The organism is Collinsella sp. AF19-1LB, from assembly GCF_003459655.1.
In the GTDB taxonomy this organism is placed as follows: Bacteria; Actinomycetota; Coriobacteriia; order Coriobacteriales; family Coriobacteriaceae; genus Collinsella.
Genome location: NZ_QRWO01000026.1, coordinates 1 through 13,035, shown reverse-complemented (window position 1 = coordinate 13,035; position 13,035 = coordinate 1). Strand labels below are relative to the sequence as shown.

Genomic DNA, 13,035 nt, shown 5'->3' with positions numbered 1-13,035 from the left:
CGAAAGGATGAACATGGCAGCTGCACAGCCGCTTAAGATTCGCATGGTTGCCGGGCTTGGCAACCCGGGCGAGGAATATGCCGAGACCCGCCACAACGCCGGCTTTAAGGCAATCGACGAGCTGGCCCGTCAGGCCGGTGTCACGTATTGGAAAAATCAGGCCGGTGCCGAGGTCGCGCTCATCAATATCAACGATGCCGAGGAAGAGGGCGGCAAACGCCAGATTGTGCTGGTCAAGCCGCAGTCATTCATGAACACCTCGGGCGGCCCCATCTCCAAGCTCTGCCGCGAGTACAAGATCAAGGCCGAGGAGCTGCTCGTAATCCACGACGAGCTCGATATTCCCGCCGGCGACGTGCGTGTTAAGGTGGGCGGCGGCCATGCTGGCCACAACGGCCTGCGTTCCATCATCGACAAGATGGGCAGCCGCGACTTCAGCCGCATCCGCACCGGCATCGGCAACCCTCCCGGCAAGATGGCCGTCGCAGACTATGTGCTTAAGCAGCTGCGCGCCCGCGAGGCCGAGGGCTTCCAGGACACCTGCACCCGCGCCGCAGATGCCGCCGGTTTGGCCATCGTCCACGGCGTAATCTACGCCCGCGATCACGTAAACGGTGCCGCTTCCGCCAACGGCAAGCACTAAAACCTACCATTTAGGGATGTTAATTTTGGCAGGTTTTATATGCGAAAACGCCGCCGCGGCCGCATCGCAATAAGTCCTGCGCCGCCATACATATGCAGCGCCCCAAAGGGGGCCGGCCCCACCGATGCGCGAGGCCGGCCCCCTTTGCCGTTTTGCCTGATAAAACCGACCAAAATAAACCTGTCCCTTTTTGGTAGGTCGGGATAAACCCTTTTCCCAACCGCCGAAGACACACGTAAACAGCATGTCCATGAGGGTATAATTTGCACCGTATGTCTGCACAACGCCTGTGCGCGTACGGTTTTACTCGGGCTACCGTCCATTTCCGTGGAGGCACGGTTCGGCGGCCCTAACAAGAGAGGGGTTCTATGTATAAGATCCTGGAGAAGACGCAGTTCTCGGAGAAGGTGTTCAAGTTCCGCATCGAGGCGCCCGCAATCGCCAAACATGCGCACGCTGGACAGTTCCTCATGGTTCGCGCCAACGAGACGGGCGAGCGTGTCCCGTTTACCCTGGCCGGCTGGAACGGTGACGAGGGCTGGGTCGAGTTCATCTTCATGGTGATCGGCAAGACCACCGAGATGCTTTCCACCTACGAGGCCGGCGAGTCGCTGCGCGACGTCGTGGGCCCGCTGGGCGTTCCCACCGAGATGGCCGAGGGCCCCTGCGCCGTCATTGGCGGCGGCGTCGGCCTGGCAATTGCCTTCCCGGTCGCCAAGCACCTGGTCGAGACCGGTCACGAGGTGCACGCCATCATGGGCGCCCGCACCAAGGACCTCCTGCTCATGGAGGACCAGTTCCGCGAGCTCCTCGACGAGGACCACATCCACATCACCACCGACGACGGCTCCTACGGCGAGCAGGGCGTTGTCACCGCTCCGCTGGAGCGCCTGCTGCAGGACAAGGCCGTGAGCCAGGTCTTCTGCGTCGGCCCCGTTCCGATGATGAAGTTCTCGACCCTCACCGCCCAGAAGTACGACACCCCCATCACCGCGTCGCTCAACCCCATCATGGTTGACGGCACCGGCATGTGCGGCTGCTGCCGCGTCGAGGTGGGCGGCGTGACCAAGTTCGCTTGCGTCGACGGCCCCGACTTCGATGCCACCCTGGTCGACTGGGATGACCTTCGTGCCCGCCAGGCCGCTTACCGTTCCGAAGAGGGCGAGTCCCTCAAGGCCTATGAGGAAAAGAGCTGCGCATGCCACTAGTTAACGGTCGTTTCGTTGCCGATATGAAGTCGCCCCGCACCCCCGATAACGAGGAGCCGGCTGCCGAGCGCGCCTGCGACTTCCGCCCCGTCGACAAGGGCTTCACCGAGGAGATGGCGCTGGCCGAGGCCGAGCGCTGCCTCAACTGCAAGAAGCCGTTCTGTGTTGAGGGCTGCCCCGTCAACATCAACATTCCCCGCTTTATCGAGCAGATCCGCGCGAAGGACTTCGGCGGCGCTCTCGATACCATCCGCGAGGACTCCATGCTTCCCGCCATCTGCGGCCGCGTCTGCCCGCAGGAGAACCAGTGCGAGGGTAAGTGCATCCGTGGCAAGAAGTCCGAGCCCGTGGCCATCGGCCAGCTCGAGCGCTTCCTGGGTGACCGCCCCGAGCTCGCCTCCACGCCCAAGATGGCCCCCAAGAACGGCAAGAAGGTCGCCGTCGTCGGCTCCGGCCCGTCCGGCATCACCTGCGCCGGCGAGCTCGCCCGCAACGGCTTTGACGTCACCGTCTTTGAGGCCTTCTTCACCGGCGGCGGCGTGCTGGTCTACGGCATCCCCGAGTTCCGCCTGCCCAAGGCAGTCGTCAAGCGCGAGATTGACGGCCTGGAGGACATGGGCGTCAAGTTTGAGTACAACTCCGTCGTGGGTAACATGGCCACGGCCGAGGAGCTGTTCGAGCAGGGCTTCGACGCCATCTACGTGGCGACCGGCGCTGGCCTGCCCAAGTTCCTCAACGTCCCCGGCGAGAACCTGCCCAACGTCTTCTTCGCTAACGAGTACCTCACCCGCGTGAACCTGATGAAGGCCAACAAGTTCCCCGAGTACGACACCCCCACCAAGCACGGCAAGAACGTCGTCGTCTTTGGTGGCGGCAACGTGGCTATGGACGCCGTCCGTACCGCCAAGCGTCTGGGCGCCGAGCACGCCATCATCGCCTACCGTCGTACCGAGGACGAGATGCCCTGCCGTCGCGCCGAGCTGCACCACGCCAAGGCCGAGGGCGTCGAGGTTCTGCCGCTCGTTTCCCCGCTCGAGTTTGTCGCTGGCGAGGATGGCTCCGTGTGCGCCGTCAAGGTCCAGAAGATGGAGCTCGGCGAGCCTGACGAGTCCGGCCGTCGTCGCCCGGTGCCCATCGAGGGTGCCATCGAGGAGATTCCCTGCGACGTCGCGATCTCGGCCATCGGCACCAACGCCAACCCCTTCGCTGCCAAGATCGGCGGCAAGATGGAGCTCAACAAGTGGGGCTACATCGTTGCCGACGAGGAGACCGGCCAGACCACCGATCCCCGCATCTGGGCCGGCGGCGACATCGTCACCGGTGCCGCTACGGTCATTCTGGCGATGGGCGCCGGCAAGAAGGCCGCCGCTTCCATCACCAAGAGCCTGCTGGGCGAGTAATCACCTACAGCGTTAGCCACCAAACGGCAAAGTCCCCGTCGAGCACACGCCCGGCGGGGACTTTTTCTATGTCGGCCGCCCCACCACCACAAAGGGGGCAGGTGCCTTTATGGTGATCTGGGGTCTGGTCGGTCGTTTTGTCTCGATCTGTAACAGTTAGAGCCTGTTGAGCCTTGTAGTTGTTACAGATCAAGATATTGTGCGAACATCCGCCTGTTCATCTCGATCTGTAACAGTTAGAGGCCAAATTCCTCGCTACATGTTACAGATCGAGACGTTAGGTTGGCGGCCATTCGGTTCATCTAAATCTGTAACATCTGGGGCCGTTTTGGGCAGCCAGGTGTTACAGGTTGAGATTTTGCGAAAGCCGAGGATGGGCGCCGTCGCCAAAACCTAGCGCTTGCGACGCTTGGTTGCGGCAATGCCGGCCGCGGCTACGGTTGCGCCGGCGATGCCCAGAGCGGCGACCGTCATCGCGGTGGTGTCTCCCGTGTTGACGAGCACCGCAGCATCGGACTTCTTACCGTTCTTGCCCTTACCCTTGGACTTGTCCGTCGTCACCGTGGTCGTCGTCGAAGTCGAACCACCCGCAGGAGCCCCGGTACCGCCAGAGCCATCCGCACCGCCACCCTGCTCGCCGCCGCCAGGCGTCGGCTTGGGTTCCGGCTTGGGTTCCGGCTTGGGCCCGGGCTCCGGCTCGGGATCGGGCGTCGCCTCATCGGTCACCGTAATCGTAATGTTCAAGCGCTCCGAATACTCGCTATACGACATGCCGGGACGCTGCGCCGCAATACGCACGTACATATTGCTGTCGAGCACAATGGGCTCGGTATACCGCACGCGCCCCTCATCACGGCAGGGGCAGGTGTCGTTGGCGGTGTACCAAATCGTCGTGCCATCCTCGGCCGAAAGCTCCAGCTTCGTGCCCTTGGGCACCGTAATATAGTTCTCCTTGGGCGACCATGCACCAAACGTCGTCGCACCAATCGTCGCCACCGGTCGCGCCGGTCGCACTGCCTCGGCAGACACGCGAACGTCGACCTGCTTGGACAGCGCCGTGCCGTCCACCGCCGCCGTCAGCGTCGTCAAACCGGGCAGAACACCATGCAGCGCAAACGTCGCCGCGCCGTCCTCGCCCGTCACGGCCTGGGTGGCATCGACAGAGCAGATAGCCGAGGACTCCAGCCCAACACTAACCTTTGCGCCCGCAAACGGCTTGCCCGCCTTATCGGTCACGTGCGCCACCAGCTCAAAGTCACTGCCCTCAAGCATGGTCACGGCCTGCTCCACGTTGAGCTTGAGCTTGTCGGCACGAACGCCCACGACAAGTTCGCCACTTGCCCAGCGCGCCATGGCCGTGCCGGCGTAGTTGCGAGCGCCATCGAGTTCAAACTCGACCGTCGAGCCCGCCTCACGCGCATCGGCATAGTGAATGCGCAGCACGCGCGACAACGGCTTGCCCTTGGGATCGTCCTGCTTGTCGAGCCACGTATACGTCACGTCGCCCAAGCCCTGCTCACACAATGCGGCCAGGGCATCGTCACTCGCATCCATATACTGTGCAAACTCAACCTCGACGCAATCGGTATAGGCATGGGCCGAAACCACCTCGGGCGCCGCCGTCGACACCAAGCCAATATTCACCTCAGTCTGAATCGGCGGCACGCGAAGCCAGGCCGAACGCGCCTCCTCATACCCGTCCTTGGTCACACGCACCTGATACCATCCGGTCGGCGTATTCCAGTTGTACGCACCGTCCGCACCCGTTGCAAGCGGATTGTCCTGCTCATACTCCTCGGCGTCCCAACGCGTGGCATTGGTGCCGGCGGCATCGTCGGCGCTCCACAGCTCAACCGTTGCACCCTCGACCGTATTGGACAGCAGGCCCTCGTACACCACGCCCGCAGGGTCGGGTGCAGCCTTGGCAGCCACGTTGCGATAACGCGCCTCGAAGATCGACTGCATCTTCTCGTCCGAGATCAAGCCGTCCTTGTTGGCCTTGTAGACCTCGGCATCGGTCAGCTCGCCCCAGTTGACCGTAATACGATTCTGGCATGCGCGCTCCACCTGCTCGCAGGCAACATCGTAGGCGCATTCGGCATTGGTCAGCTTAATCGCGCGCTCCGAACCTACGCTGGTCGAAGCCGCGTCATAGGCAGCGCCCACCACGGTACCCGCCGAACCGGCCGTCAGCACGCCGGCGATTGTCATAATGGAGCCCACCGCCACATCGGTGCTATCGTGGCAGAGCTGGCGATACAGCAGATCCTCAAACGCACGCGCCTTCTCCATGGCGTCACGCAGCGCGTAAATGCACTTCCAGTCGTCCTCGGTCTTCTCGGGCTTGGCAAGCAAGCGCGTATGCTGAAGCTCATAGCCCTCGCGCTCGCCCTTCACCTTCTGCATACGGACGTTCACGTTCTCCCAGTTCTTGCTGGCATCGTTCACGCCGTAAATGCCGGTAAAGATGCCGATGCCCTGGGTCGCCGCGGGAAACGCCTGGCCGGCCGCCTTCCACGCATCGGTCTTAAAGACCTGGCCGAACATCTCACACTCGATCTTGTAGCTTTTGAGCGAACGGATCGTGCGGATGAGCTTCATGTGGGCGCTGACGTCACCGTTGCGCTTCCAAGCCATAAGCCAACCGCGAATCGTAGAGTTATTGAGGCTGTGGACTACGTTCCAGTTATCGTACAGATTGTCCAAAATGTCGCATTGCATGGCGATTGAGTTAAACAGCAGCGCCTGGTTCTTGTTGTTATTGGAGTTCTCGATAAACTCCGACTCGATATAGGCCGTCTGCTCGCCATCGGGCGCCGCGACCTTAAAGCCCTTGACGGTATCGTCGTCAGCCGCCTTGTAGCTCAGCGAGCTGCCGAGCGCCTGGCCCAAATCGTTAAACCCGCTCGTCGACTGGCCGTTGTACTCGCTGGCCTTAATGCCCGCACACTTGTTGAGCGCCGCAGCGGTTGCGTCATTCCAGCTTCCGTATTGGTTGAGCTGGCCGATACCCATCGACTGGCCCACCAGATCCTCGGCCTGCTGGGCAATAAACTCCGCTCGCGACGCATGGTCGACGAGTTCCTTGATGGCCGCCGCATCCGCAGCGTTCGCGCCCTGGGCCGACGCAAGTTCCTGATACCAATCCTCGCCGGTGCCGTACGCGTCCTCAAAGATCATCTTGTCCACGTTGACGCCATAGCTGTCGCCTTGCTTGGTCAGCAGCGCCGACGAGCCGCCAACCGCAGCCTTAAGCTCGGCGGCAAACTGCGCCGCCTCATTGTCCGTCTCACCCTCGCCACTACCAGCGGCAGGAGCACGGCGAACCTTACGCGCGTTGCCGCCCTCGTCCTTGCCGTCCTTGTCCTCCTCGGCAAACGCATCGGCGACCATCTGGTCAATCGCGTCGTTAAAGGCCTCGTCGACATCATTAAACGAGCTATCCATCATATACTCGTGCCACTGCTGCACGGCATTCGAGAACTCCTGCTGGCGCTCCTCGGCCGCGGCGGAATGCTTTTTGGCCGAAGCGTTGGCATCAAAACTCAGCATGGTCATAAGCTGAGCATTGGAGATGCGGTAGGTCTGCGGCATAAAGATTTGCTCAAAGTTACCGCAGTTCACATAGGTCGAGTCATTCGCCTTGTTAAACTCGTCGAGCAGCTTAAGGTAGCCCTCGTCCACATACTCCGCCACATAGCGCACACGGGTGCCCTCGCGCGACTTTTGAGCCAGAGGAATCGTCACCGTCTTGCCATCCACGCAGTCCACGTACAGGTCGAGCGTGTCGGCGGCCTCTTCGTTTCCCACCTCGAGCGTGATGTCAAAGGTCCAGTAGGCGTTCTTCTTTTGTGGCAGATGATGGAAGGTCCACAGGCTCTTGCCGGTGTCCTTGCCGTCCTTGACCAAGTTTTGCGTACCGCCACGATACGTCACATCAAAGTTCCAGACCGAAGCGCTCGGAACATAGCGCACATAGTTGCGAGCCGTCACCTCTGCGGCAGCAGCGGCGACGTCGGTCGACCCCACGCGCGCCTCGAGCGTCACGCGCTCGGCGGCAAGCGTATCCTGCGGCAGGTCGTATTCAATCTTGGCACGGCCGAGTTTATTGGTCTTGCCAGTGTACTTTGCGGCCGAGGCGCCCGCGCCCACGGTAAGCTGCACGCTTTTGCCGGGCGCCGCATAAACGTAGGCCACATTGCCCAGCAGGCTGTGGACGTCGGTGCTGTCGACCTCGATGCGCGACCCGCTAACCTCGAGCGTGGTGCTTCCCAGCGGCAATGTCACCTCGCCCAGCGTAATAAGCGGCGAGATGGCATAGATACCCGCGGCCTTAGGCTTAAAGCGCACAAACACATCGGCGCCCATGCCCTTCTTCATATCGAGAACGAGGTTGTCGCCCTCCCACGTCGCGTCAGTCCACCATGTACGGGAGCTATCACCGGGATCGCGAGAGCCTGCGGACACATCCTCGACGGCATCCTTGGCCAGCGGAATCTCAATCTTGGCAGCCTGGCTGTCCTTGAGCTCGTAATGAATGCGCAGCTCGGTCTCCACGCCAACGACCGCGGACGAATCAGCAATAACCGAGCCCGCCGTCAGCCCGCGCTCGGCACGATAGGCCTCCACGTCAAACGTCGGCACGTCGAGCGTCACGTCGAGCTGTTTGCCGTCCTCAATCTTCACCTGCTTTTGCGCGATATGCTTACCCACGGTCAGCCCTAGCCGGCTAAACGTGGAATAGCTCGTCGCTTGAATGTCGTAGCTCGTCTTGTTAAAGGCGACGATGGTGTACGAACCGGCCTTAAGGCGCGGCGTCTCGGCCTTCATGATAGGCGTGGTGCCATCGTCTTCGTAACCCATCAGATAGGTGACGCCGTCGGCGACTAACTTGCCGTCGGACGTACGAAACACCAGCACGCGGTTGGCTCCCTGGTAGTCGCCCTTGGTCGTGACCGTCGCCGTACCCCAAGGCTTCAAGTCGATATCGACCTTGCCGGCCGAAGGCTTCACCGTCGCCGTCGCCCCACCCAGCTTGAGGCTGTCTTTGGGCACGAGCGTTATCTCCAGATCCTGGTCCGCGTCGGCAATGGCCTGCGACACCACGAGCGCTGTACCCTGGATACGGTAGTCGTTTTCCTTGTCGCCCTTGGCAGGTTTGAGCGTCTTGCCGCCGCTCTTCACCGTCAGATCGATGTTATCGAGACTATCGAGCTCAATGCGTTCGGTCTTATCCTGGCCTGCGACCGGTTCGAGATAGGCCACATTGAGTTCAATCGCGCGCGAAGTCGGAATCTTGGTAAAGTCCTCCGCCTTAATCTCTCCGATATTCCACGTGCCCGTCATCTGGTCGCCCGGGCGCGCCAGCACCATGTCATAGTAACCGCTGAGCGAAATGCGCAGGGTGACTGCTGTCTTGGAGAGAGCGTCCGCTGTAAAGCTGCCGTCATCGCCAACCGCCAGCGGCGTGGACTGCCCCGCCTGCACGAGTGTAGCCGTCGCGCTCTGGGGAAGTTTGCCCGTCACCTGGGCCGCCTCGCCCATCCACTCAAAGGTATAGGCGGGACGCGAAGGGTCGGCCGAGTCCATCTGATCGCCGACGGCATCCGCAACCTTCTTAATCATCGAGGGGTTGCCCGCCGAGTCCGTCGCATAGGCATAGATGGTCTGGCCCTCGCTAAAAGGCATCGAGTAATCGACGCCATCGATCGTCACGTTGTTGACGTACAGGCCCCCCTCTTCGAGCTTGATGTCGGGATTCATGACGCGCAGGGTCACCGCGCTGTGGTTGGTGGTTGAGCTGCCGGCGGCGCTGGTAATGCGCGTATTGTCAAACGGCTCCAGATCAATCGACTGCACGCTCTTGGGCACAACGATTTCCTTACCAGCCAGTGCGGGATCGAGGTAAGTAAACGCGTGCGCTCCGATATATTTGACGCCGTCGCCAATCGTCACCGACGACACATGCTCACACCCGTTAAAGGCATAGGGCCCAATCCGCTCCACCGTGCCCGGCACGGCGATCTGGGTAAAGGTGAGCACTGTTGTGTCCGAGACATAGAACTGTGGCACGCCGCAATAGGCGAATGCAAGATAGGCGATAGTTTTGACCGAAGGCGGCAGCGTTGCCACCACATTGTCGTCAAGTTGTTCGCAGTCCTTAAAGGCCTGCTCGGGAATCGTGGTAAAGGCCGCGTTGTTGGGCCAGGTTACCGTTTGGAGCGTCTTGCTTTTGTAGAATGCATAGCTCTTGAGCTCCTCGACCGAATCGGGCAGTGCGATCTCTTTGATGCTGCTGCCGCCCAAGCCGCCAACCGAGCGGACATGCGAATTCGAAGCGAAGGTGATCGATGTGAGCGCAGCGCTTCCCATACCCGTAAGGCTTACGACATTTTTGTCGTCGATGGTCGAGGGCACCTCCAACGTGGTAATGCCCGCGTCGCCATACTCGATAGAAATTTCGTTGGTGAGGCTATCGATCGAGAAGTAGTACTGCGCAGGGGTCTGCTCGCCGGCCACGTAGCCATCGTCGTATTCGTCCTTTACGCCCATGGCGCCCTTCGAGGTTGCCCAGAGTTCAAGTTCTTCGTTCCAGGTCGCCTCGGTGCCGGAAGCCTCCTCTTGCTTTTGCTGCTCGGCGAGCTCCTTGCCCTCGACAAGATCGGTGGCAAGCGTACCCGCAGGTGTGCTCTCGGTCTGTCCGGCGCCCGTCAGGCCCGCCGCCGATGCAATCTCGGAGGCCGGGGGCGTAGGGGTGTCACCGGTATCGGGCGCTGTGGGGCCGGCAGCGCCGGCATCGGGCGCGTGATCGGCGGCATCGGGCGCGGCGTCGGCGGGGTCGGCGGCGTCTACTTGGTCGACATCCGTCTGCACAAAGGTGCTATCGGTGGTGAGCACCTCAGCAAACGCGCCCACAGGCAACGAGCCCGTCACCATGGTGAGGGTCACCGCGGCAATGGTCAGGCGGCGGCAAAGCGCTCGAACAGTAGTCCACCTCATGGTCGTTCCTTTCCTGCAAACCAAAAGTCATCCAGCGTAATCGTTGTCCAAAAACAAAGCGAACGGTAGGTTCATATATACGAACCTACCGTTCTACCTGCGCAAACCGCCACAAAGGGGACAGGCACCTTTGTGGCGGTTCTGGACTTGGCCGGCCAGTTAGTCTCAATCTGTAACAGCTAGAGGCCAAATTCCTCGCTACGTGTTACAGATCGAGACGTTAGGTTGGCAGCCGAGCAGTTCATCTCAATCTGTAACATCTAGAGCCGTTTTGGGCAGTTTGGTGTTACAGATTGAGATTTTGCTGAGGCCGAGAACGAGAGCCGTCACCCAGCTCTAACGCTTGCGGCACTTGGTCGCGGCGAGGCCGGCGGCGGCTACGGTTGCGCCGGCGATGCCTAGGGCGGCGACCGTCATCGCGGTGGTATCCCCCGTGGTAGCCAGGACAGCATCGCCCTTCTTGGCATGCGTGGTTTTCTCAACCGTCTTGGTCGTGGCGGTTGTCGTGGCCGGCTTGGCCGCGGGCTTGGTCTCGGGCTTCACCTCGGGCTCGGTCTCAGGCTTCACCCCAGGCTGCGGCGTTGGCTTGGGATCCGGCGTAGGCTGCGGATCGGGAGTCGGCGTGGCCTCGGGCGTAAAGGTCAAATCGGTGTTGAGCCACAGGGTGTAGATCCAACCGCTGTCCTCATCGGATACGCTATCCGCGACCTGGTAGCCGCACTCCTGGCCGTTGATCACCAGCTTGGTGTCGGACGTGAAGTAGAAGCCGCGCGCGGACTTGAGGTAGATACCGTAGCGATAGGTCACGCCGGGCTTAAAGACGTCGATGTGATTCGTGATGTTCTGATCCCAGAACTTCTGAGAGTTCACTTCGCTGCCATCGCTGCCCGTCCAGAACTCACACTGAGGAAGGGAGTTGGAACCCGTCGGAACATTCGCCGTAAAGATCGGCTTATCGCCTGCCTTGAAGGTGGTCGTGGCGCCGTTGATCTCGACAACGTCGATGGCCCGCCATTCGTCGATCGGCTGCTCGCACAGCATATTGTCGGCGTTTGGTGCGAAGACGCCGTCGACGGTCTTGATGTGGTGCGCCCAATGGCCGTTGACGTACATCATGCAGTCATTGCCCACGGTATTGTCGCCCTTGAGCCTCAGCTCAACGGAGTACATGTAGAACTTGCCCTCCTCGAAGTGGTCAATCTTCTTCATGCCCGGCGTGTACTTTGCGGGGTCGGAATACCAGAAGGCAACGGGCTTGAGCTCCGCAGGGTCGCTGCCATCCATCTCTTCCCAGCACTCATAGGCGATCTCATACTTATCGGCATCGGCGGCAGGAATCGTCGCGGTCGCACGCGGCGCCTCGCCGGGCGCGTAGTCGATTTTCACATCGTTGACGTTTAGATTCTCAAGAGCTTCGTTTTCCGACGAAGCAGGCGTCGTAACTGTTTTAATAGCAGGGACATACAGGAATTCTCCGCTTAGACTCGACTTTACGGTTTCCCCGTTTACGGTAACAACGGTTTCATCGCTGAAGGAATATCCGTCTTTTGGCTTCAGCATAAGAGAATACACGTACTCTTTCCCGCTTTTAAACTTTGTAATAGTCGGCAGGGAACCATGTGAGCCGTTATCGGAATACCAGGCAGCAACGGGTTCGTTGTTTTCAAATTCCTGCCAGCATTCATAAGCGATTTCGTATTTATCTGCATCGTAGTTAGGGACACCTGCCGTCGCCTGCGGACCAGTATCCAGCTGCCAATTGAAGTTCGTATTCTGAACATTGGCAAAGGAGATGGATTCCGATTCTGATTCCGCTGCCGGGATAACAAGGCACGCCCTCTCGTAGACATGGGTGCGGGTGTAGTAGTCATCCCGGATCTCGTTAATAGTGGGTTTCCCGGTCGCCTCGGTGTCTCCTTTAAAGGCGTCGTCCGGATCACCGATGATGATATTCCCGGGCTCTGTACCCGTATACGTAAGCTTGGATCCATCATAGGTGGTCGTCATCTTGGACTTATTCTCCTTGTACTCCGTAAAGTACTTCTGCTCCTCCTTCTGTCTCTGAATCTTGCTGATATCCAGGGTAAGCGTTGTTTTATTGCTCGCACTGTCATACGCCGCATGGACGATCAAGTCCCCCAGGCCGATAAAAGTCAAAGCGCTACCATCGAGAGCAGACTGGTCTCCATCTACAAGGGCAATCCCCTTCACATACTCAATCGTTTCTTCTTTCTTGATGTCGGTGTAATTGTTCCGCACCGTAATATTGACCCTAACGCCGCTGCCGCCAACAACATCGGTCACACCGCAGGGCATGATGGCGTCATTCGCCGGCGTGGCGGCGTTGTCGCTGGGAGTATTTTGTTCAGCGGGTGCCGCATCGTTGGATTCATCGGTGGCGCCAGTCGGGACCGTCTGCTGAGGCTCAGCGGTGGCTTGCGCCGTCAGAGCAGCATCGGTTGCAGGCGCGGTCGCCGGAGCCGCCGTATCCTCCACAACCGTCGGCGTCACCGGAGCCGCGGCAACCTCATCCGTCCCAGCGGCCGGATCGGCGCATTCCGTCGCCAGCGCCACGCTCGGCAGCAGCAACTGACCGACCATAAGCGCACACGCGCCGGCGCAAGCGATTTTGGCACCCACACAACGCCAGGTACCGTGAACCAGCGAGCAGGTACGCTCGCGTTGGGTTTGCTTATCAAAGTGACTTCCGCACATAACGCCCTCCTTGGTCGTAGGGACACCACCACAAATGAACTGCGTCCCGAATCTTGGCCTTCTTTATTAG

The 13,035-nt window shown here is 60.4% G+C and carries 5 protein-coding genes; 3 read left to right on the top strand and 2 right to left on the bottom strand.

The genetic code is table 11. The features are described from left to right. The first annotated feature begins 13 nt into the window (after positions 1–13). The 3 genes from pth (at position 14) to gltA (ending at position 3,251) form a co-directional block, all read left to right on the top strand. Positions 14–643, top strand: coding sequence for an aminoacyl-tRNA hydrolase (gene pth / locus DWX39_RS08365; protein WP_199411478.1), 630 nt, complete (start codon positions 14–16; stop codon positions 641–643). 368 nt (positions 644–1,011) lie between these two features. Then, positions 1,012–1,851 (top strand): sulfide/dihydroorotate dehydrogenase-like FAD/NAD-binding protein, encoded by an 840-nt coding sequence (locus DWX39_RS08360; RefSeq protein ID WP_006235793.1) that lies wholly within the window; start codon positions 1,012–1,014, stop codon positions 1,849–1,851. Further along, entirely contained in the window at positions 1,842–3,251 is a 1,410-nt protein-coding gene (gene gltA / locus DWX39_RS08355; RefSeq protein WP_089572633.1) for an NADPH-dependent glutamate synthase, read from the top strand. The genes DWX39_RS08360 and gltA overlap by 10 nt, the downstream gene beginning before the upstream one ends. A gap of 393 nt (positions 3,252–3,644) precedes the next feature. On the opposite strand, the gene DWX39_RS08350 is transcribed toward gltA, so the two are convergent. Together DWX39_RS08350 and DWX39_RS08345 are read right to left on the bottom strand one after the other, a co-directional pair. Next, on the bottom strand, positions 3,645–10,250 hold the full coding sequence (locus DWX39_RS08350; RefSeq protein WP_117759333.1) for a leucine-rich repeat protein: 6,606 nt from the start codon (positions 10,248–10,250) through the stop codon (positions 3,645–3,647). A gap of 336 nt (positions 10,251–10,586) precedes the next feature. After that, positions 10,587–12,965, bottom strand: a complete 2,379-nt coding sequence (locus DWX39_RS08345) for a hypothetical protein (protein ID WP_117759331.1) — start codon at positions 12,963–12,965, stop codon at positions 10,587–10,589. Positions 12,966–13,035: the final 70 nt, after the last annotated feature.